Here is a 23,467-nt window from a genome sequence, read left to right on the forward strand (position 1 = left end):
GGTAAGTTGCCATCCGATAGTGGGGATGGCAACTGTGTGGCCGGGGGAGCAAGTTGGTTCCAGAGAACGTTTTCAAAACCGGCATTCAGGCAAACGGGTCGATCTGTTGCTTCAACTGAACCCGCGCCCGTGACAGCCGCGAACGCACGGTGCCGATCGGAACGCCAAGCGTGTTCGCGGTCTCCTGATAATTGCCGTCCATCTCCAGTGACACTTCGAGGACCTTCTGCATGTTTGACGGCAGGCCATCAATGGCCGCGATGACGCGTGCCAACTGCCGGTGCCCGTCTACCTGATGAGTGATATCACCGTTCCATTCCAGGTCGGTATGCACCTCGTCCTCCCAGCTTTCCTGATACGGCTGGCGATACATTTTGCGGAAGTGGTTGCGGATCAGGTTCAGCGCAATACCGCACAACCAGGTCTGCGGTTTGCTGGCGTGCTGAAACTTGTGCTCGTTGCGTAACGCCTCAAGAAACACGCACTGCAGGATGTCATCGACATCATCAGGGTTCATCACGCGCTTCTGGATGAACGCCCTGAGCATCTGAATCTGATCGGCCGTCAACTGCCGAATGCCGGCGGACGAAGATGGCTGGCGTGGCGAGGTTGCATCGAGAATCACAAGGTTCGTAGACATGGGCTTGCCCTTTGATGATGGAGTGCAAGCCCTATAGCGATAACCGTGCCAGCCAAAAATTCAAAATAAACCATTGATTTTGTTGATAATTAATAAATTTGAAACTCTTTGTAATACAAAAGTTTGCGCAAACCGCTTTTTGCGACGACAGCATTTGGCACAAACGCATCAGTGCCTTCCTTCAGGGAACTGAACCCGGACCGCAACCCACTCAGCGGGCATTACCCGGCTCAGAACTGCTCTATGAAAATCGTCGCTCCGCCTCCCATGCAGACACTTCCGGTCACGCCGACCCGCGTCGTGACGCCTGTTGCGCAGCCACTGCCAGGCGCCGCGCTGAATAGCGCCGGGACTTCACAACAACAGGTTTCGCGTTTCGCTGCGGCGCTGATCCAGCACAGCCGCATCCTGCATCAGCGCGAGTTGATCGCCAGCAACAATGCCCTGCAGTCGCGCGCGGTCAAGCTGGGTGAGCTGTATCAATTGTTGATGGGCGCTCAGGACACCGGGCTGGATAACGCGGCCCGGATGATGCGTAAAAAGCTCATGCAGGAAGATTCTTCCGACGATCTGTCGCTGGTTCTGGCGTTCACCGATGGCGACGCGGCCAAGGCTCATGTGGTGTTGCAAGCGGCCAGAAAACAGGCCGAAGCCGATGGTGCCACCGGCGAACACGTGGTGCTGACCCATAAGCTGAAATTGCTGCGCAGAAAGTACGGTCCTCGCGCCCGGGCAGGCATCAACACGGCCAGGGCCTTTGGCCGCTCGAACATCGATAACAAGCGTCGGGCCTCACTGCGCAATCTGTACAACGTGGCGGTGTCGGGTCAGCCGAACATCACCGGCCTGATCGAAGCACTGCTCAACGAACAAGAGGAAGTCGGCCAGTTCGACGCCGACCTGCGTGACATGCGCATCGCCATCGCCGATGACCTGTCGGCCATGACGCCGTCCGCTTCCCATGAACAACTGCGCACCTTGATGCACGGCCTCAATACCGCACGCCATGTGACCACGCTGCTGAAAGGTTGCGAGCACCTGCTGGGCCGCATGCGTAACAAGAACCCCGACCTGAAAGTCGACCCGCCAGCCTTTCTCAAGCACCTGCTGACCCTGACGGCCAACGGCATGAATGTGAACCAGACCCTGCAACTGACTCAACACATCGGTGGCAAGCACCTCAAGCACCAGTTGGCGTTCCTCAACGGTTTGCGGCCCATGCTGCTGCAACTGCCCATTCTGCTGTGGCGTGACATGAAAAGCCGTCAGACCGCACTGAGCAACCTGCTGATCCTGATGGCCGAGCTCACCCAACAGGAACAGAAGCAGTACTACGGGGTATTTGCCTGATGAATAAACTCATCAACGTGCTGAACATGATCGCCCTGTCGGCCATGCGCCGTTCGGAAGTAGTCGGTGCGTTCTTTGTGATCGCCATCGTGTTCATGATGATCACACCGCTCCCGACCGGGCTGGTAGACGTGCTGATCGCAGTCAACATCTGTATCTCCTGCCTGCTTATCATGCTGGCCATGCACCTGCCCAGGCCGCTGGCGTTTTCGACCTTTCCGGCGGTGCTGTTGCTGACCACCATGTTTCGCCTGGCGCTGTCGATTTCCACCACGCGCCTGATCCTGCTCAATCAGGACGCAGGTCATATCGTCGAAGCCTTCGGGCAGTTTGTGGTGGGCGGTAATCTGGCGGTGGGTCTGGTGATCTTCCTGATCCTGACAGTGGTCAACTTTCTGGTGATCACCAAGGGCTCGGAGCGGGTGGCCGAGGTGGGCGCGCGGTTCACGCTGGACGCCATGCCCGGCAAGCAAATGTCCATCGACAGTGACTTGCGGGCCAACCTGATCACCGTTCACGAAGCCCGCAAGCGGCGCGCTGAACTGAACAAGGAAAGCCAGCTGTTCGGTGCGATGGACGGGGCGATGAAGTTCGTCAACGGCGACGCCATTGCCAGCCTGATCATCGTGGCGATCAACATGATCGGCGGCATCTCCATTGGTGTTCTGCAGCACGGCATGAGTGCCGGTGATGCCTTGCAGTTGTACACCGTGTTGACCATCGGCGACGGCCTGATCGCGCAGATTCCCGCGCTGCTGATCTCCGTGACCTGCGGCATGATCATCACTCGCGTGCCCAATACCGAAGCGGGTGTGGAAGCCAACATCGGCCGGGAAATCGCCGAACAGATCACCAGCCAGCCAAAAGCCTGGATCATTGCCGCCGTGGCCATGCTCGGTTTCGCCGCGCTGCCGGGGATGCCGACCGGGGTGTTCATCACCATTGCGATCATCTGCGGCGCCGGCGGGTTGCTGCAATTGCAACGCGCCAGACCCAAGCCCGAAGAGCGGGGAGCCGTCGCCGTGGCCCCGGAAATGAATGGCAAGGAAGACCTGCGGACTTTTTCACCCAGCCGCCAGTTCGTCCTGCAATTCCACCCCGGCCAGGACAGCGCACTGATCGACGCGCTGGTCAGCGAAATACGTCAGCGCCGCAACCGTCTGGTGGTGCGATTCGGCCTGACCCTGCCCTCCTTCATCATTGAGTATGTCGATCAACTGCCTCAGGACGAATTTCGCTTCCTGGTCTATGACGTGCCCATGCTCAAGGCAACCTTCACGCAGACGCACGTGGCGGTGGATGCCCGCCAGTTGAACGGCGAATCGTTACCGGCGGCCATCTCCGGCAGCACTGATCGCCAGGAAGACCAATGGGTCTGGCTGCCCGCCGAGCAGAGTAGCGAGCTGCCCGCCGTCAACGCCATGACCTTGATCATCGAGCGCATGGAGCGCGCCTTGCAGTCTTGCGGACCACAGTTCATTGGTCTGCAGGAAACCAAAGCGATCCTGGGCTGGCTGGAATCCGAGCAGCCTGAACTCGCTCAGGAAATGCAGCGGGTTCTCACCCTGACACGTTTTTCGGCCGTTCTGCAGCGACTGGCATCGGAGTGTGTGCCGCTGCGGGCGATCCGGGTGATTGCCGAAACCCTGATCGAGCACTGCCAGCATGAGCGCGACACCAGCGTGCTGACCGACTACGTGCGCATTGCGCTCAAGTCGCAGATTTACCACCAGTACTGCGGGGCCGAAGGCTTGCAAGTGTGGCTGCTGACGCCGGAAAGCGAGGGCTTGCTGCGCGACGGATTGCGTCAGACACAGACCGAAACGTTCTTTGCACTGAGCAACGAGATCAGCCAGATGCTCGTGCAGCAAATGCACATTGCGTTCCCGGTACGCGCCCCGGAACAGGCCGTGCTGCTGGTCGCGCAGGACTTGCGCAGTCCGCTGCGCACATTGTTGAAAGAAGAGTTCTATCACGTTCCCGTGCTGTCTTTCGCAGAAATCAGCAATGCAGCCAAGGTCAAGGTCATGGGTCGATTCGACCTTGAAGACGATCTTGAATCGCTGGACAACGAGCATGCCGCTTGAGCCTGTCAGGCTTGAGCACAGGGAGAAGGTCACATGTTTGAATTACGCGTACTGAACGGCCAACACCAGGGCGCAGCCTTACCACTGATAGGCGAAGAGTGGTCCATTGGCTCTGCCGATCAGCAGGACCTGGCGCTGGACGACACAGGTGTCGAAAACCTGCACTGCCGCCTGCACCGGCTGAATGACAGCTGGGCCCTGAACGCCGAAGACGGCGCAATTTGTGATGAAGAAGGCAGCCCACAGACTCACCTTGATGTGACGCTCAACAGTGCGTTTTTGCTGGGGTCGGTGTGGCTGTGTGTTTCGCCCGCTGAAGATGAATGGCCTTCGGTGCCAGCCGTCATCCCCAAACAGTCAGAGGCTGAACCGGAGCCTGCGCGCACCGAGGTGCCGCTGAAAAAGGTCAAGTCGCGCTCGCAATGGCTCAACCGCACCACGGGAATCATCGCCGGGCTGCTGGTGGGGGTCATTGGCAGTGCCTGGAGCCTGACCCGACCGGCAACCCTCGCGATGGACCAAAGCCCTGCACACATTGCATCGGCGAACACCACTGCATCGACCGACACGCAGCAGGCACAGGAGAAACCAGCCAGCGCCGCAGCGGACAAACGCATCCGCCTGGCCAGCAAAGACGCTGTGGTGCATCAGCTCAACAGCATGCTCAGCGACCGTCTGCTGACAGAAGTGAGCGTGGAGGAAACCCCTGACGGCCTGATGCTGAGCGGTGACCTGAAAGAAGACTCCTTGCTGGTCTATCAGCGCATGTTGCAGCGTTTCAAGGACCGTTACGAGTCGCCGGTGACCGTGCTGGACAACGTCGCCAGCAAGCGCAACACCTTGCCTTTCGTGGTGGTTCAAATCATGACCGGTCCTCATGCGCACTTGGTGACCGCCGACGGTCGGCGGGTATACGTGGGGGACGAAGTGGACGGCCTGCGCCTGACCGGAATTGATGATCAGCACCTGCAGTTCGACGGCGACCGGCACGTTGAGGTGACCTGGTGAACGCCGCGCTGAACCAGTGGAAAGACCTCCATGCGGCACGCCTTCGCGAACACTCCGCCGTGCGCGTCAGTGGCCGGGTCAGCGCTGTTCGCGGCATTCTGCTGGAGTGCAAGATTCCGGCGGCCAAGGTGGGCGACCTGTGTGAAGTGAGCAAAGCCGACGGCAGCCTGTTGCTGGCCGAAATCGTAGGGTTTACTCAGGACTGCACCTTGCTCAGCGCCCTCGGTGCGCCCGATGGCATTCAGGTCGGCGCGCCGATCCGTCCACTCGGCATCGCCCACCGGATTGGCGTGGACGACAGTTTGCTGGGCTGCGTGCTGGACGGTTTCGGACGGCCGCTGCTGGGCGATTGTGTCGGTGCTTTCGCCGGACCGGATGATCGTCGCGACACCCTGCCGGTGATCGCCGACGCCCTGCCGCCGACTCAGCGACCGCGTATCACGAACGCATTGCCCACCGGCGTACGCGCCATCGACAGCGCGATTCTATTGGGCGAAGGCCAGCGCGTCGGGTTGTTCGCCGGTGCCGGCTGCGGCAAGACCACTTTGATGGCCGAACTGGCGCGCAACATGGGCTGCGATGTCATTGTCTTCGGGCTGATCGGCGAGCGAGGCCGCGAGTTGCGCGAGTTCCTCGACCATGAACTGGACGAAACCCTGCGCAATCGCTCGGTACTGGTCTGCGCGACGTCTGATCGCTCAAGCATGGAACGCGCCCGCGCAGCCTTTACTGCCACGGCCATCGCCGAAGCCTTTCGCGCCCGCGGCCAGAAAGTGCTGTTGCTGCTTGATTCGCTGACCCGGTTTGCCCGTGCGCAGCGGGAAATCGGGATCGCTTCCGGCGAACCGCTGGGCCGTGGCGGCCTGCCTCCTTCGGTGTACACCCTGCTGCCGCGTCTGGTGGAGCGCGCCGGCATGAGCGAGAACGGGTCGATCACTGCGCTCTACACGGTGCTGATCGAGCAGGATTCGATGAATGATCCGGTCGCCGACGAAGTGCGCTCGTTGCTGGACGGCCACATTGTGCTGTCGCGCAAGCTGGCCGAACGCGGGCACTACCCCGCCATCGACGTGTCCGCCAGCATCAGCCGGATCCTGAGCAACGTCACCGGTCGTGAGCATCAGCGGGCCAATAACCGTCTGCGCCAGTTGCTGGCGGCCTACAAACAGGTGGAAATGCTCTTGCGTCTGGGGGAATACCAGCCCGGTGCCGACCCGGTCACCGACTGTGCCGTGCAACTGAATGACGCGATCAACGCCTTCCTGCGCCAGGACCTGCGTGAACCCGTGCCCTTGCAGGACACCCTGAACGGGTTGCTGCGCCTCACCGCCCAACTGCCGGAATAGACATGGACGAACACCTCGAAGACGACCCGCAACGGGCGGCGCTGGAACAGGTGATCGGCCTGCTCACGCCGCTGCGCCAGCATCGTCAGGCATGCGCCGAACGGGCACATCGCCAGGCGCAGGTGGAACTGAAATCGATGCTCGACCACTTATCAGAGACCAGAGCGTCACTGGCTCAGGAACGTGACCACCACAAGCGACGTCGCGAGAGCCTGTCCAGTGCGCATTTGCAAAAGACCATCAGCGTCAACGATGTCGACCGGTGGCACGACAAAGAAAAAAACATGCTCGACCGCCTGTCCTACATCCGCCAGGACGTGCAGCAGCAGCAATTGCGGGTAACCGAACAACAGGCGTTGCTTGAACAGAAGCGGCTGCAAGCCAAAGCGTCTCAGCGCGCGGTCGAGAAACTCGCCTGCCTGGAGGAGACGCTCAACGAAGAAGGTTAAGTGACGATGACCGCACCGATCAAAACACCGGCCAAAGCGCCAGCAGTAGACCTGCGAGAAAAACCCGTCGAACGTGCGCCAGCAGCTTTCAGTGACACACCTGTCGGTGACAAACGGCCTGCGTCGGGTGGTGGTGCGCGAGACGTGCAGACCCATCGTTCGGCTTTCAATAAATCGTTGCTCGATACGCCTGCAAGCGCCGATGGCCTGTTCTTCTCGCAACTGTTGATCCCGCCAGTGGGCGCCGAACCGGATCAGCAGAGCTTCTCCGGTGGCGGAATAGCGTTCCCGATGCACACAGAAAACGTACCGGCTCAGTTGATTGACGAAATCGTGCAGCGTCTGCCGGATCAGCCCGAAGGCCCGCTCCGGTTTACCTTGATGATACCCAGCCTGGGCACGGTTCAGGTCAACGCCAGTAAAGCCGACAACCGCTGGAGTATTCAGCTGGGTTTTGCCCGCCGCGATGTGCTCAAGCGCTTGCAGGGCCATGTCGGCGCCTGCCGGAGCTCGCTCGCGCAGGCTCTGGGCCAGGACGTCGACTTGGACCTGCAAGAAGACCTCGCAGCATGAACGCGCTTCGCTTGCGTAAAGTCGATCCGCTGCTGGCTCAGGCGACACGTGAACTGGGCGCCGGTCAGCAACTGCCCTTCATCGCCCGGGGGCAGAACGCCGAACTCACGCTGTTGCCGTGGCTCGCCGAGACCGGCCAACAACCGGTCGGCGTCTGGCTGAACACGGCCGTCGGCCCTGTGTGCCTGAGCGATGCCGAGGCGCTGCTGAGTCTGTTCGGTGATATCCCGCTGACCCTGGCAGGCGAGCAGCAAGCCTGGTACTGGCAGTTTTTCAACCAACGCCTGAGTCCGGTCATTGCCGATCTGCTGGCGCCCATCGAACCGCTGATCGACGGCCAGGCGGAACCGACCCTTGGCTGCCGGATTCAGGTCCGGCTGGCTGACCAGCAGGTCCACGCCCATCTGCACACCACGCCTGAAACATTGCTCAGGCTGTTGCGTGCAGCCCGGTGGCAGGCACGGCAGCAGCCTGTCGATGAGTCATGGCCGGTGACCACACCGCTGATCATCGGCGAGCTGTCACTGACGCTGGACCAACTCGCCTCGCTGCGTCCCGGTGACGTGGTGCTGCCTGCCCGCTGCCGTTTCGACAGCGCCGGGCAAGGCGCGCTGACGCTTGCCGGTCGGCAATGGGCGGCACAGGCCGCCCCTGACGCGCAGCATCTTTATTTGCGGCTCAGCCACGAGGAGCACAGCCACCATGAGTACTGAAGACCTGTACGAGGACGACGTCGCAAGCCTTGATGACGATGACGAACAGACCGGCGACCACGAACAGCACTGGCAGGACGCGCACGCCGAACAACAGCCTGGCGATGCCACGCTGGAGGAATCGTTCGAAGACGATCAGCACGACGAGCCACCCCGTTCGCCTGCACTCGACACGCTGGCACTGGACCTGACGCTGCGCTGCGGTGAGCTCAGATTGACCCTCGCCGAATTGCGCAAACTGGGTGCGGGAACGGTGCTTGAAGTCACCGGCGTGGCACCTGGTTTTGCCACCCTGTGCCACGGCGAACGGGTGGTGGCTGAAGGTGAGCTGGTCGATGTCGATGGCCGGCTGGGGCTGCAGATCACTCGACTGGCGGCCCCGGCATGATCATGGAGGGAGCGAATCCGCTCCTGTTGGCCCTGTTTCTCGGCGCGATGTCGCTGATCCCGTTTTTGCTGATCGTCTGCACCGCCTTCCTGAAAATCGCCATGACCCTGCTGATCACCCGCAACGCCATAGGCGTTCAGCAAGTACCGCCGAACATGGCGCTGTACGGCATCGCGCTGGCAGCGACCATGTTCGTCATGGCCCCGGTGGCCCACGAGATGCAGCAGCGGGTGCATGAACATCCACTGGAACTGGGCAATACCGAGAAACTTCAGGCCAGCGCGATGACGGTGATCGAACCCCTGCAGCGTTTCATGACGCGCAACACCGATCCCGACGTGGTGGCCCATTTGCTCGACAACACTCAGCGCATGTGGCCCAAGGAAATGGCCGATCAGGCGAGCAAGAACGACTTGCTGCTGGCGATCCCGGCCTTTGTGCTGTCGGAGCTGCAAGCCGGCTTCGAGATCGGTTTTCTGATCTACATCCCGTTTATCGTCATTGACCTGATCGTCTCCAACCTGCTGCTGGCGCTGGGCATGCAGATGGTCTCGCCGATGACCCTGTCGCTACCGCTCAAGCTGCTGTTGTTCGTGCTGGTGTCGGGCTGGTCGCGCCTGCTCGACAGCCTGTTCTATTCCTATATGTGAGGCGGTCATGGAAGCGTTGGCGTTGTTCAAGCAAGGCATGTTTCTGGTCGTCATCCTGACCGCCCCGCCGCTGGGCGTCGCGGTACTGGTCGGGGTCGTCACCTCGCTGTTGCAGGCGTTGATGCAGATCCAGGATCAGACCCTGCCGTTCGGTATCAAGCTGGCAGCCGTCGGCATGACGCTGGCCATGACCGGCCGCTGGATCGGTGTCGAACTCATCCAGTTCATCAACATGGCGTTCGATCTGATTGCCCGGTCCGGAGTCGCCCACTAGATGCCTCTGCACGCCCAGGATTTTTTCGAGTTCATACTGGGCATGGGGCTGGCGATGGCGCGCCTAGTGCCGTGCATGCTGCTGGTGCCAGCCTTCTGCTTCAAATACCTCAAAGGCCCGGTGCGCTACTCGGTGGTTGCCGTGGTTGCCATGATCCCGGCACCGGGCATCAGCCGCGCGCTGACCTCGCTCAATGAAGACTGGTTTGCCATCGGCGGTCTGCTGCTCAAGGAAGCCGTGCTGGGCACCCTGCTGGGCATGCTGCTGTACGCGCCGTTCTGGATGTTCGCATCTGTGGGTGCCTTGCTCGACAGCCAGCGCGGCGCACTCAGTGGCGGGCAGATAAACCCTTCACTGGGGCCGGACGCCACGCCGTTGGGCGAGCTGTTTCAGGAAACCCTGATCATGCTGGTGATCCTCACCGGCGGGTTGTCGCTGATCACCCAGGTCATCTGGGACAGCTACACGGTCTGGCCGCCCACCTCGTGGCTGCCGGGCATGAACGCAGACGGTCTGGACGTGTTTCTCGGTCAATTGAACCAGACCCTGCAACACATGATGCTGTACGCCGCGCCCTTCATTGCCCTGCTGCTGTTGATCGAGGCGGCACTGGCGATCATCGGGCTGTACGCGCAACAGCTGAACGTCTCGATTCTGGCGATGCCTGCCAAGAGCATGGCCGGTCTTGCCTTTCTATTGATCTACCTGCCGACGTTGCTGGAGCTGGGCACCGGCCAGCTGTCGAAACTGGCCGACCTCAAATCGCTGCTGGGCTTGATGGTGCAGGTGCCGTGAGCGAAAAAACCGAAAAGGCCACACCCAAACAGCTCCGCGATGCGCGGGAAAAAGGTCAGGTTGGCCAGAGCCAGGACCTCGGCAAGCTGCTGGTGCTGTTGGCCGTGAGCGAGGTCACGCTCGGGCTGGCGGATGAAAGCGTGAATCGCCTGCAGGCATTGCTGTCGCTTTCATTCAAGGGCATCGACAGGCCGTTCATGTCATCGCTGGAGCTGATCGCCCACGAGGGGTTTTCCGTGCTGCTCAGCTTTACCCTGTGCAGCGTCGGCCTGGCGATGCTCATGCGCCTGATCAGCAGTTGGGTGCAGATCGGCTTTCTGTTCGCGCCCAAGGCACTCAAGCTCGACATCAACAAGATCAACCCCTTTTCCCACGCCAAACAGATGTTCTCCGGGCAGAACCTCCTCAACCTGCTGCTCAGCGTTCTCAAGGCGGTTGCCATCGGAGCGACCCTGTACACAGTGGTCAAACCGGAACTCGGCACCCTTATCCTGCTGGCCAACAGTGACCTGACCACTTACTGGCATGCGCTGGTGGCGCTGTTTCACCACGTCCTGCGGATCATTCTGGGCTTGCTGCTGGTCATTGCGATGGTCGACTTCGCCATGCAAAAGTACTTCCACGCGAAAAAACTGCGCATGAGCCATGAGGACATCAAGAAGGAATACAAGCAGTCCGAGGGCGACCCTCACGTCAAAGGCCATCGCCGGCAACTGGCCCATGAAATTCTCAACCAGGAGCCGAGTACAGCACCAAAACCGGTGGAAGAAGCGGACATGCTGCTGGTCAACCCGACTCACTATGCGGTAGCGCTTTATTATCGGCCGGGAGAAACACCACTGCCGATGATCCATTGCAAGGGTGAGGACGCGGACGCTCTGGCGCTGATCGAACGGGCCAAGAAAGCCGGTATTCCGGTGGTCCAGAGCATCTGGCTGGCACGCACGCTGTACAAGGTCAAAACCGGTAAGTACATCCCCCGCCCCACCCTGCTGACCGTTGCTCACATTTACAAAGTGGTCCGCCAACTGGACGAAATCACCGGTGAAGTGATTCGTATCGACGACGAGCAATAACGCCCTCAGCAGGTTATCTGACACAAACCGCACGCACGACGTGACCACACATGCTCAGGGCAGCGATGCTGCCTTGCCGGGCAGAGTGATGGTTCAACGGTTCATTTCTGCCAGGTCCACTGGCCTCTTCGCAAGCAAGCTCACACCCACAACAGGCGTGCTTAACGATGAGCGCGGAACGTGGGCACTGGCGTCAGGTCAGGCCAGGTAGAACGGAGAGGAGGAGACGGGGCTTTTCAGGCAGGGGCAGGGTTTGGCAGGCGGTGTTCATGAACCTGTCAGTCCAGGCCCATGAACCCCGGTGGCTCAGGCAGTCAGTGCAACTCCTCGCTCAAGTGATCCAGCCCGGCCAGCGTCAGCTCGTGCCGGCGGATCTCGTCCAGGCTGGCGAATGAGTCCGGCGTTTGCTTGATCGCGTGCCAGACCACAAAGTCGCGACGCACGTCCAGAAACAGGAAGTAGCGACTGAATCGCTCCGCCTCCACAAAACGGCGCTGCAGTGCTTCGCGCAGTTGCTCGGGGCGCAGCGCGCGGCCTTCGATGTGCAGCGCGATGCCCCAGTCCTGATGCTCGCGCCGGCTGACAAAGGCGACACCGTTTGCCACCGGCCATACCGCAGGGCTCTGGGCGACGACCTGAGCGTAGAACGCCGTTTTTTCCATTACCTCAATCATTTTCAGTCCTTTAACTGCACGACGGTGTAATCCAGCTCGTGATCGCGATCATCCAGCCCCTGGCGCATGTCAGGCGGCCACCAGATCACCAGTTCGCGGCTGTTGGAATCCGGTCGCTTGCACGCGTAACCGGCACACCCGTGCGTGGCGCACCCCGCCAGGGTAGCGAACAACAGAAACATGACCGCAAGGCTACGCAGACTCATGGTGTCACTCCCTTTAACAACGAAGGCCGGCTTTCTTTGGCCATTTTCGATATCTGTGGTTGACGCACGGCGATGTAGACCTCGCTTTCCTGCCCCGGCTGAAGCCAGGCATGGGGCCAGGCAGCCACGCCGATCACCCAGCGACCACCGCAACGGCTTTCGTCGATACGCACCGGTTTATCCGTGTTGTTGCGCGCAACGACCACCGCCACGCCCCAGTCCTTCTTGACGAACCACTGCGAGCGCTGACGATCAAGCGACAGACCTTCGCCCGGATCACACAAACTGTCGGTTTCAAACGGCAGCGGTTCACCCGTGCGCATGCCCACAGGCGCGGCACCGTCGACCATCTGGGTGAAGACTTTCTGGATGTCACCTCGGGTCGGCAGCTCTCCCCCGTCGCGACGCTCCTTGATTTTCTTCATCTGATCGTCGATGTCATGGGGGTTGCCGTTCTCCACGTATCGGGCCGGGTTGACCTGATCGCCAATCAGTCGCGGGGTCAGAATGAACAGGCGTTCACGCTGGCTCAATTCGCGGCTGCGGGACTGGAACAGCAGTTTGCCGATGTAGGGAATATCTCCCAGCAGCGGGACTTTGTGAATCCGGTCATTGGCTTCCAGCCCGTGGAAACCGCCGATCACCAGCGAGCCGTGTTCGGCAATCACCGCCTGGGTGCTGACGTTGCCTTTGCGCACACTGGGCTGCGTGTCGTTGATGGTCGACACATCGATCTGACCGTCCTCGATGTCCACGATCATCTGCACCTGAGGCTTGCCCTCGTGGTCCAGTGAACGTGGAATCACTTGCAGGCTGGTGCCCGCCGTGATGGGCAGAATTTCGGCGGCGCGTTCAGACGTAGCAGTGAGGTACTCGGTGCGACTCAAGTCGATCACGGCGGGCTGGTTCTCCAGCGTCAGGATCGACGGATTGCCGATCACCGACGCAGAACCGTTGCCTTCCAGTGCGTGCAGCTCGGCAGAAAACTTGCTGGCGTTCTGAATGAACATGGTCGAGCTGGTCCCGGCATCGAACAGACTGGCGCCACCGCTGACGTTGCCTGCGTTGAAATTCCAGCGGCTGGACAGCTCTGCCAGCTCGTTGCGGTCGATGTCGAGAATCACCGCATCGATTTCGATCAGGTTGCGCGGCACATCCAGTTCTTTGACCAGCTTCTCGTACATGCCTTTGCGTTCTGGCAAATCGTAGATCAGCACAGCGTTGTTACGCACATCGGCACTCACCCGGATAGTCGTGCGGCCCGCTGCATGGCCTTTGCCGGAGCGCTTGCTGCCAAAACTAAATACCCGGTCAATGCCCTGTTGCAGGACGCCGGTGTCGATGCCATTGGAGTTCAGGTTGTAAGGCAGGCCCGAAGCCGCTGCACCGGCCCCGGTCGAACCACCGTTGTTCTGGGCTGGCAGCAGATTGACGTTGTCGATGCTCTCGCCGCGCGCCCGGCTCTCCAGCAGGTCCTGAAGAATACTGGCCACACCGGAGACCACCAGTTGCTGGTCACGATAATGAATGGTGCGGTCTGCCGCGTTGGCGTATTTGAGTGGCAGCACGACCACGTTCTGCTTATCGGCCTTCTTGTCGGGCTTTTCGACTTTTTTGCTGTAGTTGCGCACGAACTCTACGTATTTGGCCGGGCCGCGGACCAGCACCACGCCCTCATCCGGCAGCGCACCCCAGCCAAAGCGTTTGTCCAGCAGGCCGACATCGGTCAGGGCTGTCTGCAGGTCATCCACAGCGTCGGGCGACACCTCGATGCGCGCTGAGGTGCGTTCACTGGACGGGCTGACGTACAGCGTGTCGTTATAGGCAAACCACTGAAAGTGGTATTCCTGGCCCAGACGGTCGAGAAACTCCTCAGGACTCTGGGCGCGAATCCGGCCGTCGAGTTTTCCCGGAATCGGCGGCATGTCCAGCGCCATGCCAAATTCCTTGGCGAAGTCAGCCAGGGCCGTATTCAGCTCGGTCTGCCGCGCATCATAGGCGTAAGCCGTGTGTTTCCAGGCTTCGGGGGTGACCGCCCACGTGGCAGAGGTCACCCCGATCAACAGTAAAGGCAACCACATCAAGGCTTTGCGCATTTCACACTCCCGGTTGCCGGTTGTTGAGGTTCGCGCGCCCGTACACGGTGAGCGCTGTGTTGCGAATCGAGGTTTGCATCAGGCTCAGCAAGGCCGCGCGTTGATTGGCCAGGCTTTCCAGACGATTGAGCAGTTCGTTGAGAGAGCAAGGGTCTGGGATCCAGCTGACCAGCACCAGACAGCGAGTCTGCGGGTCAATGGCCAGCGCGCCGTCGCAGCAACAGGCGAGGCTCGCTCCGCCTTCACTGAGCAGGGCCTCCAGCCGTTGCGGGTCAGCGGCGTCGCAGGGGTCGAGCAGGTCGATGCTGCAACGCACCCCGTTGACCTCCGCCGCCAGACGCGCATTGGCGTCATCGATCCAGCAGTCCAGCGGAGTCGCCGGACGCTGTTCAGCCCACTGACCGAGGATCTCGGTGAAGTCACTGAATTCCATCGATGATCGCTTTGGTGATGCCGTGTTTGGCGCGCAGGCTTTCGTTGACGGCAATGCCTGCGACATCGACCTGCTGTTGCGCGTCGTTGAAAGCCTGGAGGTCTTCGATGGAGCCACTTTCCGAGGCTTCCATCGCCGCGTCTTCCATGTTGGCCTGAGCGCGGCTGGCAGAGTGGTCGAGGTGGCGTTGCAAACTGTTGAAACTGATCATGTTCCGGTGCTCCAGCAGAAGGATTCAACCCTTGAGTGGAGCAAACCGGCCGTACGGTTCCATCCTGCAATCAGGTCACGCGTCAGGCCGGGCGGTCGGCCCCCAGCAGCCCGTTGCGCAGCGTCACCCAGTCGATGTCGAACGCGCCATTGGCATCGCTCAGACGCAGGCTGCCCGATGCCACTGACGCATCCCGCCTGAGCTGCCAATGCTCGGCAAACCGGCTTTGCGCCAGCCATTCGGCAACAGGTTCCGCCATGTCGGGATGAACGCTGAGGGTCGCGCTGATTTCATTGAGCTGGCTGGCCGCCAGGTTCCTGGCCAAGGCTCGCGCACGCTCGTCCAGCGTCGTGGCGTCCAGCAAGTGCCGCAGCGATTCGCTCAACAGCGCTTCCACAGCGGCCATCATTTCCTGCTGCAAGGTTTTGCGCTGCTGCTGCAGTTCATCAAGAAAGGCATTGGCGTTTTCCCAGAACCGGGCCAGCGCCTGCTGCTGGAGTTGCTGAGCCTTCTCTTGCTCAAGGACCCGCATCCGTTCGGCCTGGCGCTGTGCATCCGCCAGTACGTCGCGCGCACGCACGCTGTCGGCGATGTGTTCACGGCGCAGGATCGGTTCGGGCAGCAATGCAGCGGTCGTCAAGGCAATACTGCGTCTGGCAAGCATGGGAGGTTCCTGAAGCCAAAAGTATCAAGGTTGTCTTCAAGACGCCGTGACACGCCACAACACGGCTTGCCACAAGGTCCGAAGTTTGTTCTCCGGCGCCTGAACCGGGCTGTCGCCCACTTCACCCGGCGGCCAGGCGAGACGTAATCGGGGCCAGTACTCGGGGCCCAGCCAAGCGCCCAGCAACAAGCGTGCATCCTCGTGCCTGAAATCCAGCCACGCCTCGGGGCGCAAGGCCTTGGAGAAGCCCAGGCACCATGAGCCGTCGGGACCGTCGGCTTCGTTTCGGGAATAGCAAATGCGTTGGACCAGCGCTATCGCCTGTTCGCGCTGCCGGGGCGTCAGACTCAGCCAGTGCAAAACCGGCTCGCTGGCTACCGGAGGCTGGCCGGGAGCGATGCCGAGACTCTGCAAAAAGGCGCCGTGACGGGTCGCCATGAGCGCGTCGCACTCGCCCATCGACAGGCCGCTGGCATCGGCGAAGCGGTTGCGCCAGGCCGGATGTGCCCACTGCCAGGGGTTGCACCACCAGTCCACCCAGCGTTCGTCCGCGTTCAGGTTCATTACGCACGCGCCGGCAGGTTTGAACGACTGCGCGCGCGCAACCCGATACGCCGCAGCACCTCGGCACGCCAGTCACTGCGCACGGCCAGCAGGGCAATCAGCAACACCAGAGCAAAGCCCACAGGGATGATCCAGAGCATGACGTTCCAGAATGGAAGGTTCCTGCTGTCTAGCTTGAATGGCCCGAAACTGGCCCACTGCGTGGTTTCCTGAAACTCCGCAGCGGGCACGAAAACAATGGAAAACTTCTTCGAATCGGCAGACTGAGTGGACATGCCGGGAATACTGCTGGCGACCATCTGCTGAATTCGCCCCCGCACGCTGTCAGGGTCGAGTGCAGCAGAATGTTTGATGAACACCGCAGCAGACGCTGGCTGAACCGGCTCACCCGGCGCAATGCGTTCCGGCAGGACCACATGCACCCTGGCCACGATTACGCCGTCGATTTGTGAAAGCGTCGCTTCCAGTTCTTGAGACAACGCATAGATATAGCGGGCACGCTCTTCAAGCGGGGTCGAAATCACGCCTTCCTTCTTGAAGATTTCCCCGAGACTGGTACGTGAATGCCGGGGCAGACCGGCAGCGTCCAGCACGCGCACGGCACGGTTCATGTCGGCGGTGGCCACCGTGACCACCACACCGGTTTTTTCCATGCGTTTGCGCGCGTCGATATGCTGGTCCGCCAGGCGCGCAACGACTTCATTGGAATCCTGCTCGGACAGCCCGGTGAACAGATCGGTGTCATCGCTGCAGCCGCCGAGCACCAGAATGCACATCAGCAGCAGCCCTGCGCTCAGAAATTTCACGGAGACCTCTACTGCAGGTTGGTCAGCTTGTCGAGCGCCTGAGCACTCTTGCTCACGACCTTGGTCGTCAGCGCCATTTGCAACGAGCATTGCGACAACGCGCGGCCCATCTGAACGATGTCGGCGCCGTCTTCGGAACCTGCGACCTTCTTCATCTGGCGCAACGCTTGTCGGGAAAGTTTTTCGGTGTCCCCCAAACGCTCGGACAGCGCACTGGCGACTTTGTCAGACAGGTGAGAAGTCGCCGGCCCGCTGTCCGGGCGCATTGCCGCGGTGAACAGGTCGACATCCGCCTGCGCAGGCTCGGAGACAAGCGCCTGATGCACATTCGGCCCAAGCTCTGGCGACAGGTCTTTAAGGTGGCTGAGTCGGGAAATGGTCATGAGGCTTCTCTCCGTCAGGCGGGTGTCAATCAGGACAAGGCCTGACTGTGGGTGCCTTGCAGCAAGGCGTTGAGGATCTGCGTGGCGGTTTGCGCGGCACTAGCCTGCAAATCACCGCCAGCGCTGGTCGCATCCTTGAGCGTCGCTTCCAGGCCTTTCTGCAACAAGCCACCCAACAGCTGACCCAGGTCCTGGCTGGACGGGTTGCCGTTAGCCTGCGTCGAGTTATCGACCGGCGTGCCCAGTCCGCCTCCGGCAGCTTCCGCCTGCAGGCCACGGTCGATCAGTTGCCCGATCAGTTGACCGACGTCGAGGTTGCCGTTGCCGCTGCCATTGCTGGCCGGGCCGGTATTGGCATCGATCAAGGGATCGCCCAGCGACGCTGGAGAGTTTGCCGAATCGCTCACCGGAGAACCCAGACCGCCACCGCCGCCTCCAGTGACACCACTGGCATCGCCCTGTTGCTGGCCGAGCTGTTGGCCGATCAGGTCGAGCGCCGAACGAAATTGAGCCGTTTCCTGACCGTCCAGACCATTGTCTTCCTTCAGTTCGTCCATCCAGGAGCCGCCGTCCCGGGTAGGGAATTGAGCCTTGTTGTCGTCCATGAACTGGGCGACTTTTTCCAGAATCGGCATATCGTCTTTGGAGAATGTGGTGCCACCGTCCTCGCTGGGCTTCAGCAGATCGTTCAGCATGGCTTTGCCGAGGCCGTTCAACACCTGACTCATCAGGTCAGACTGCCCGCCTCCTGCGCCACTATTCAGGCCGCTGTCACCGACGCCGGAACCCGAACCGCCTCCACCACCACCGCCAATGCCTGCGGAAGCACCGAAATTGTCACCGAGCTTTTCGTGGATCAGTTTGTCGAGCGCTGCAGCGATGTCATCCACGCTGCCACCGGACTTGCCATCCGCAGCCATCGCCTTGGCGAGCATTTTGCCGAGTGGCGAGGTTTCATCCAGTTGGCCATTTTTGGTCAACGCCTGAACCAACTGGTCGATGACGGCTTTAAGTTCTTTACTGGAAGTGTTGGCACTGCTGTTTACATTGCTGTCGAGCGACACAGGAAACAACGATGCCGAAGTTTGCAATGAGGTGAGGCTGTTGAGAGCTTGCATAAGACGCCCGTCCCGAGATTAGCGGCCCCCTCTGGCGAGGGGGCAATCAGAAATAATTAGTAACTGATACCTTTGGCGTTTTGCGCTGTGGCACTGATCTTCTTGTTGGTGGAGTCTTCCTTGCCTGCCTCGATGGCGTTCAACACGTCCATCGTCTGTTTCTTCTTGGTTTCTTCGGCCTGCATCGCAATCAGCTTCGCACCGTTGGCGTCAGTCTCCGCGCTGGCCTTGGCCTGCGCAGCAACCGACAGGCTGTCACCGGTGCCGGAAAGGATGTTGCTCTGAAGACTGGCGTTGGAAGCCACGGTGTTGACGCCCTGCAGAGCGCCGCCTACACCGTTGACAGCACCATTGCCGAGGTTGGTGAGTTTCGAGGTTAGACTTGAAAATGCGACCATGACTTGATGCCCCTTTTATCTGAACCAGCGTGATTGCTTGGTACAGATAGGTGGCAACGGCCGGTGAATCGGTTCCAGATCTTGTGCAAAAAATCAGATGCTCAACTCCTTGATGCGTCGATAGAGCGTACGGCGCGGCATGTCCAGTTCCAGGCTGGCTGCGTCGATGCAGTTGCGATGACGCTTGAGCGCCTGCTGGATCAAGGCTTTTTCAATCGCCCGCAACTGATACTTGAGCCCGCAGGTCATCTGCTCGTCAGCCAGAGCGTCAGCCCCCAGCAACGGAAAGCCCAGCACGTGGCGCTTTGCTGCAGCCTTGAGCTCTCGGATATTGCCAGGCCAGTCATGCCCCATCAGCACTTGCTGGAGCAACGGGCAGACGTCAGGCACCGCAACCTCCAGTTCCTGAGCCGCCGCCGTTGCAAAACGCTCGAACAGCGGGACTATGCGCTCAGGCTGCTCGCGCAACGGCGGCAGTTTGAGGGTCAGCACGTTCAGTCGAAAGTACAGGTCGCGGCGAAATTTCCCCTGCTCGACGGCATCCTCCAAAGACGACTGGGCCGAGGCGATCACGCAGATATCCAGATTGATCGTGGACGTCGACCCCAAACGCTCCAGTGCCCGGGTTTCAAGCACCCTCAGCAGCTTGGCCTGCAGGCTGAGCGGCATGCTATCGATCTCATCCAGATACAACGTTCCGCCCTGCGCCGCTTCGATGTACCCCACCCGCGAGCGGTCGGCACCGGTGTAGGCACCGCTGACGACCCCGAACAGCTCGCTTTCGGCGAGCGATTCGGGAATGGCCGCGCAGTTCATCGCGACCAGACGCCCCTTGCGGCCGGACATCGCGTGAATGCGCCGGGCAATCGTGTCTTTACCGGTGCCTGTTTCGCCGGCCAGCAACACATCGATACCCAGTTGAGAAATGCTTTCAGCGACGATCCCCAGATTGGGCACGCGCTCCGCGTCCAGGTCATCGTCAAACCCATCGTCAAGATTCATTTCAGGACTCCAATGGCATCAGCGTTGCGCACGTGCAGAAGCGCTTCCGGACTCAAGCAGTCAAGTCGGTCTGCGCCGCAACCCCCAATTCCTTCATGCGGTGGTACAGCGTGCGCCTGGGCAGTTCGAGCTCCTGAAGCACCGCGTCGACATTGTGCCGATGCCGCTTCAAGGCATCCTGAATGAGCATTTTCTCGATCACGCGCATTTGCATGCGCAGCCCCGTTACCGGGTCTCGCGCCTCGAGCGGTTCGGCATCGAGCAGCGGGAACCCGAGCACAAATCGCTTGGCAGCAGACTTCAATTCGCGAACGTTGCCCGGCCAGTCATGGCTGAGCAGGATCTGTACGCGGCCGTGGTCGAGCGCTGGAACGGAGCGACCGAACTCCGCTGCGATTTCCTGGGTGAACTGGTCGAACAAGGGCAGGATCTGTTCACGACGTTTGCGCAAGGCCGGCAACTGAAGTGTCAGCACGTTGAGCCTGAAAAACAGGTCGCGACGAAAAAGCCCTTGTTCCACCAGTTCATCCAGTGGACGTTGGGCCGAGGCAATCACCCTCAGGTCCAGGGGGATGAATTCGGTCGAACCGAGCCGCTCGACACCCCGGCTTTCCAGCACGTGCAACAGCTTGGCCTGGAGGCTCAACGGCATGCTGTCGATTTCATCCAGATAGAGCGTGCCCCCATTGGAGGCTTCGATGTAGCCCTCGCGAGCGCGGCACACACCCGTGAATGCGCCATTGACCACGCCGAACAACTGGCTCTCGGCCAGCGTCTCGGGGATGGCCGCGCAGTTCATGCCAACGAACGGCCCTGACCTGCTGGACAGCCGGTGAATCCGGTTGGCAAGGGTATCTTTGCCGGTGCCGGTTTCTCCGCACAGGAGCAAATCCATATCCAGAAAAGCGCTGTTCATTGCAATTTGATGACCAGCCGATACTGCAGTTACGTCCCAACACTCTCGAACGTCCTTATCAATGTCTGTGCTCATCGATCACTCTCTTGGCAGGTAACAAGCGGGACTATTAATACCACGTCCTACAAGGCAGACGTAGAGTAATTTAGTTCCCCAACGAATGAGAAGACGCTCACAAATTCGAGAACCATTATCAAATAATATCAAGACCCGATGACGCACTCGGTATAACAAACCGCGTTAAGATGACACCTGAAATTTATTTAAACCCTTTTAAAATCAATAAGTTGTATCGACTCAAAAAGCCAGATTCGTCTACCCCGACCGGGCAAACAGCCTCTTGCCCTATTCTGGAACAGTCCTTAAATAAAAATTTAATTCGGCCGCTTTAAAAAACACGGGCACGTGCCAGACGCTTCCGCCCACCATTAGTTATAAAACCCCGCCTCACGACCAAGAGCCTTAGTGTTCACCACAGTATTAAAAACACCCATTGTTAACTGTTGTTATTGTCACTGTCCGCTCACACTGTAAACGCTGTGACTTAAAACTTAATACGGCTTAACTCGTCCTTCGCCAGGCGCCTTATTTCGAATAAACAACTGGCCTCACGTCGAGGGAGCGCTCAGGAAGTGTCAATGCCAGGCGTTATTCGGATTTCCGAACGCGGGCCTGTGCTGGATTCGGGCAAAGGTGAAATCCCCCGATTTCTCGACACGCCTCGCGATAGCGTATTGCCACCATCGCGTTCGGTGTTCCGAACGCATAACTGATCTTTTGGTCAGGAATAATAGAGCTTGAAAATAGATAATCAGCTGAAAGGATTCACTGTAGGACAATCCGGCAATCTCAGGTTGCTGTGGTGAGAGCAACTCACTCCATAAGCGTCACTGATACCCCATCATCACTGAGAATGTTTCTAGATGTGTGTAAGTTTTTACTTACAAATATTTACAAAGTTCTGAAAAATAACGGCTTGAGCAACTCGCAGAGAGCGTCTTCGTTTTTCATTTTGAGGACCTGAATCCACAAAAAGAGCAAAAACGTTGTTCATTCCGAGCCAGCCTAAATGCTTGAAAATCAGGAAAAAGCACCAAAAAGGCGCATTTTTCAGGTGATTTCAATGTGGGGGACGCCAAAAACAACGGTTATTGGCGTGGATCACTCGCGTAGACAACCACGCGCGGGCCAGTGGGCAATTCGCGTGGGCCAACGCGATTCTCGAACTCCTCACGCTTGCGAGGCGACGAACGGTCATCAATCGCCTGCCGGGTGTACACCGTTCCGACCGCTGAAGGAGGCTCGGTGACCGACGCAAGCTGTGCCGTTTCGGGTGATGTGGTCGGTTTGGCAACCGGCGCAGGTTCAACGGCTTCATGCACCGGCGCCTGCTCTGCAACCACTTGGGCATTCAGCACGGGTTTAGGCACCGGTTCTCTTGCGACGGCCTTTACCGGTGCTGGCAGCGGCTCGCGTTCAACCACCCGCACCGACTGAGGGAGTGGCATGCGCTCGACCACCGGTTTTGCACGCGGTTGTGGAATGGCAGCCAGTGACGGGGCCTCCCCCGTGATGCGCTCGATACCCGCCGTCAGAACCTGCTTATGGGCCTTGGGTATCAGTAAATGCCCCGGCCCCTCCGGCGTCTTTTTTCTCAAGAACGCCGGGTTGAGACGCAGCAGTTGAGCCTCGTCCACCCCTGTGGTGGCAGCGAGTTGAGTGAGGTCTACCGCATGGTTGAGCTCGACCACATCGAAATACGGCGTGTTGGCGACCGGTGTGAGCTTCACGCCGTAGGCTCCGGGGTTACGAACCACCAACGACAGGGCCAACAGGCGCGGCACGTAATCCTGGGTTTCTCTGGGCAAATTCAAATGCCAGTAATCAACAGGCAGCCCACGGCGCCGATTGGACTCGATTGCTCGTCCGACAGCCCCCTCGCCCGCGTTATAAGCTGCCAGCGCCAACAGCCAGTCATTGTTGAATTGATCGTGCAGGCGCGTCAGGTAATCCATCGCAGCCTTGCTCGACGCGACCACATCACGACGGGCGTCGTACGTGGCGCTCTGATGCAGATTGAATTCACGCCCGGTGGACGGGATGAACTGCCAAAGCCCCGCTGCGGCAGCCGGAGAATTGGCCAGCGGGTTGTAGGAACTCTCGATCATGGGCAACAGCGCCAGCTCCAGCGGCATGTTGCGCTCATCCAGGCGCTCGACAATGAAATGCAGGTAAGGCGCAGCCCGACCGCTTGCGCCGTTCAAGAAACCTCGATTGCTTAGCAGCCAGTCGCGCTGGCGTGCAATACGTTCATTGATGCCCTGCCCGTCCACCAGACGGCAGCGTTGAGCAACCCGTTGCCACACGTCCTCGCCGTTATAGGCGGGCAGATCGGACATCGCCGCCGCACCCGAGTCTGCCTGAGCCTCATCCGACTGATAGACCAGCCCGGTGACCAGACGCGGCATACGGTCTTGACGCGCCGCAGCATGGTCCACTGACTGGCAGCCCACGCACAGAGAGCCGAGCGCAAGAACGGCAATCCGGACCGAGCGAGCCAGCAAGCGAGGGCTCGAAACGTGATAGGCGGCGGCTGGCATGTACGGGAATATCCTGAACGTGTCCCCCTACGTGGTACGCCGGCCTT

Annotated in this window: 27 protein-coding genes; 12 read left to right on the forward strand and 15 right to left on the reverse strand. The window is 60.0% G+C overall.

The window, feature by feature from the left end; translation table 11 throughout:
* Nucleotides 1-85: 85 nt before the first annotated feature.
* Entirely contained in the window at nucleotides 86-640 is a 555-nt protein-coding gene (locus BW686_RS13370; protein ID WP_084917408.1) for an RNA polymerase sigma factor, read from the reverse strand.
* Between the two features lie 243 nt (nucleotides 641-883).
* Here BW686_RS13370 and sctW point away from each other — a divergent pair, with 243 nt between their 5' ends.
* Genes sctW through sctU form a run of 12 tightly spaced genes read left to right on the forward strand, consistent with a single transcriptional unit; the run spans nucleotide 884 to nucleotide 11,349 of the window.
* Entirely contained in the window at nucleotides 884-1,990 is a 1,107-nt protein-coding gene (gene sctW, locus BW686_RS13375; protein ID WP_084917410.1) for a type III secretion system gatekeeper subunit SctW, read from the forward strand.
* Nucleotides 1,990-4,077: a type III secretion system export apparatus subunit SctV gene (gene sctV, locus BW686_RS13380; RefSeq protein WP_084917412.1), complete on the forward strand. Its 2,088-nt coding sequence runs from the start codon at nucleotides 1,990-1,992 to the stop codon at nucleotides 4,075-4,077. Before sctW ends, sctV begins: the two co-directional genes overlap by 1 nt.
* A gap of 33 nt (nucleotides 4,078-4,110) precedes the next feature.
* Entirely contained in the window at nucleotides 4,111-5,085 is a 975-nt protein-coding gene (gene sctD, locus BW686_RS13385) for a type III secretion system inner membrane ring subunit SctD (protein ID WP_084917415.1), read from the forward strand.
* On the forward strand, nucleotides 5,082-6,431 hold the full coding sequence (locus tag BW686_RS13390; RefSeq protein ID WP_084917417.1) for a FliI/YscN family ATPase: 1,350 nt from the start codon (nucleotides 5,082-5,084) through the stop codon (nucleotides 6,429-6,431). The genes sctD and BW686_RS13390 overlap by 4 nt, the downstream gene beginning before the upstream one ends.
* Before the next feature lie 2 nt (nucleotides 6,432-6,433).
* Nucleotides 6,434-6,880, forward strand: a complete 447-nt coding sequence (locus BW686_RS13395) for a type III secretion protein (protein WP_084917420.1) — start codon at nucleotides 6,434-6,436, stop codon at nucleotides 6,878-6,880.
* A gap of 6 nt (nucleotides 6,881-6,886) precedes the next feature.
* A complete protein-coding gene (locus BW686_RS13400) occupies nucleotides 6,887-7,453 on the forward strand; it encodes a type III secretion system HrpP C-terminal domain-containing protein (RefSeq protein WP_084917422.1) in 567 nt (188 codons plus the stop codon).
* Entirely contained in the window at nucleotides 7,450-8,166 is a 717-nt protein-coding gene (locus BW686_RS13405; protein ID WP_084917424.1) for a type III secretion system protein, read from the forward strand. The genes BW686_RS13400 and BW686_RS13405 overlap by 4 nt, the downstream gene beginning before the upstream one ends.
* On the forward strand, nucleotides 8,156-8,554 hold the full coding sequence (locus BW686_RS13410) for a FliM/FliN family flagellar motor switch protein (RefSeq protein WP_084917427.1): 399 nt from the start codon (nucleotides 8,156-8,158) through the stop codon (nucleotides 8,552-8,554). Before BW686_RS13405 ends, BW686_RS13410 begins: the two co-directional genes overlap by 11 nt.
* Nucleotides 8,551-9,204, forward strand: coding sequence for a type III secretion system export apparatus subunit SctR (sctR, locus tag BW686_RS13415; protein WP_084917430.1), 654 nt, complete (start codon nucleotides 8,551-8,553; stop codon nucleotides 9,202-9,204). The genes BW686_RS13410 and sctR overlap by 4 nt, the downstream gene beginning before the upstream one ends.
* A gap of 7 nt (nucleotides 9,205-9,211) precedes the next feature.
* Nucleotides 9,212-9,478: a type III secretion system export apparatus subunit SctS gene (gene sctS, locus BW686_RS13420; protein WP_084917433.1), complete on the forward strand. Its 267-nt coding sequence runs from the start codon at nucleotides 9,212-9,214 to the stop codon at nucleotides 9,476-9,478.
* The gene (gene sctT / locus BW686_RS13425; RefSeq protein WP_084917436.1) at nucleotides 9,479-10,273 is read left to right on the forward strand and encodes a type III secretion system export apparatus subunit SctT; all 795 of its coding nucleotides are present in this window, start codon (nucleotides 9,479-9,481) and stop codon (nucleotides 10,271-10,273) included.
* Nucleotides 10,270-11,349, forward strand: coding sequence for a type III secretion system export apparatus subunit SctU (gene sctU / locus BW686_RS13430; protein WP_084917439.1), 1,080 nt, complete (start codon nucleotides 10,270-10,272; stop codon nucleotides 11,347-11,349). The genes sctT and sctU overlap by 4 nt, the downstream gene beginning before the upstream one ends.
* Nucleotides 11,350-11,663: 314 nt before the next feature.
* Here sctU and BW686_RS13435 read toward each other — a convergent pair whose 3' ends face one another.
* The 14 genes from BW686_RS13435 to BW686_RS13500 all read right to left on the reverse strand — a co-directional run bounded on the left by BW686_RS13435 (nucleotide 11,664) and on the right by BW686_RS13500 (nucleotide 23,420).
* Nucleotides 11,664-12,023, reverse strand: a complete 360-nt coding sequence (locus BW686_RS13435; protein ID WP_084917441.1) for a type III secretion protein HrpV — start codon at nucleotides 12,021-12,023, stop codon at nucleotides 11,664-11,666.
* 2 nt (nucleotides 12,024-12,025) lie between these two features.
* Entirely contained in the window at nucleotides 12,026-12,229 is a 204-nt protein-coding gene (gene hrpT / locus BW686_RS13440; RefSeq protein WP_084917444.1) for an HrpT family type III secretion system protein, read from the reverse strand.
* On the reverse strand, nucleotides 12,226-14,325 hold the full coding sequence (gene sctC / locus BW686_RS13445; protein WP_084917446.1) for a type III secretion system outer membrane ring subunit SctC: 2,100 nt from the start codon (nucleotides 14,323-14,325) through the stop codon (nucleotides 12,226-12,228). The genes hrpT and sctC overlap by 4 nt, the downstream gene beginning before the upstream one ends.
* A gap of 1 nt (nucleotide 14,326) precedes the next feature.
* Entirely contained in the window at nucleotides 14,327-14,758 is a 432-nt protein-coding gene (locus BW686_RS13450) for a type III secretion protein (protein ID WP_084917449.1), read from the reverse strand.
* Nucleotides 14,745-14,969 carry a type III secretion protein gene (locus BW686_RS13455; RefSeq protein WP_084917451.1) on the reverse strand — a complete coding sequence of 75 codons (225 nt, stop codon included), beginning with the start codon at nucleotides 14,967-14,969 and terminating at the stop codon, nucleotides 14,745-14,747. The genes BW686_RS13450 and BW686_RS13455 overlap by 14 nt, the downstream gene beginning before the upstream one ends.
* 82 nt (nucleotides 14,970-15,051) lie before the next feature.
* The gene (sctL, locus tag BW686_RS13460; RefSeq protein WP_084917454.1) at nucleotides 15,052-15,633 is read right to left on the reverse strand and encodes a type III secretion system stator protein SctL; all 582 of its coding nucleotides are present in this window, start codon (nucleotides 15,631-15,633) and stop codon (nucleotides 15,052-15,054) included.
* Between the two features lie 36 nt (nucleotides 15,634-15,669).
* Nucleotides 15,670-16,197 carry a type III secretion protein gene (locus BW686_RS13465; protein WP_084917456.1) on the reverse strand — a complete coding sequence of 176 codons (528 nt, stop codon included), beginning with the start codon at nucleotides 16,195-16,197 and terminating at the stop codon, nucleotides 15,670-15,672.
* Nucleotides 16,197-17,003, reverse strand: a complete 807-nt coding sequence (sctJ, locus tag BW686_RS13470) for a type III secretion system inner membrane ring lipoprotein SctJ (protein WP_084917459.1) — start codon at nucleotides 17,001-17,003, stop codon at nucleotides 16,197-16,199. The genes BW686_RS13465 and sctJ overlap by 1 nt, the downstream gene beginning before the upstream one ends.
* A gap of 8 nt (nucleotides 17,004-17,011) precedes the next feature.
* Entirely contained in the window at nucleotides 17,012-17,386 is a 375-nt protein-coding gene (gene sctI / locus BW686_RS13475) for a type III secretion system inner rod subunit SctI (protein WP_084917461.1), read from the reverse strand.
* A gap of 29 nt (nucleotides 17,387-17,415) precedes the next feature.
* Nucleotides 17,416-18,504, reverse strand: a complete 1,089-nt coding sequence (hrpZ, locus tag BW686_RS13480) for a type III secretion system effector HrpZ (protein ID WP_084917464.1) — start codon at nucleotides 18,502-18,504, stop codon at nucleotides 17,416-17,418.
* A gap of 56 nt (nucleotides 18,505-18,560) precedes the next feature.
* Entirely contained in the window at nucleotides 18,561-18,902 is a 342-nt protein-coding gene (locus tag BW686_RS13485) for a hypothetical protein (protein WP_084917467.1), read from the reverse strand.
* A 93-nt stretch (nucleotides 18,903-18,995) separates the two neighbouring features.
* Entirely contained in the window at nucleotides 18,996-19,904 is a 909-nt protein-coding gene (locus BW686_RS13490) for a sigma 54-interacting transcriptional regulator (RefSeq protein WP_084917470.1), read from the reverse strand.
* 52 nt (nucleotides 19,905-19,956) lie between these two features.
* Nucleotides 19,957-20,895, reverse strand: a complete 939-nt coding sequence (locus BW686_RS13495; RefSeq protein ID WP_084917473.1) for a sigma 54-interacting transcriptional regulator — start codon at nucleotides 20,893-20,895, stop codon at nucleotides 19,957-19,959.
* A gap of 1,073 nt (nucleotides 20,896-21,968) precedes the next feature.
* Nucleotides 21,969-23,420 (reverse strand): lytic transglycosylase domain-containing protein, encoded by a 1,452-nt coding sequence (locus BW686_RS13500; protein WP_084917475.1) that lies wholly within the window; start codon nucleotides 23,418-23,420, stop codon nucleotides 21,969-21,971.
* Between the last annotated feature and the right edge of the window lie 47 nt (nucleotides 23,421-23,467).

The sequence above is a fragment of the Pseudomonas syringae genome (assembly GCF_002157375.1).
Taxonomy (GTDB): Bacteria; Pseudomonadota; Gammaproteobacteria; order Pseudomonadales; family Pseudomonadaceae; genus Aquipseudomonas; species Aquipseudomonas syringae_T.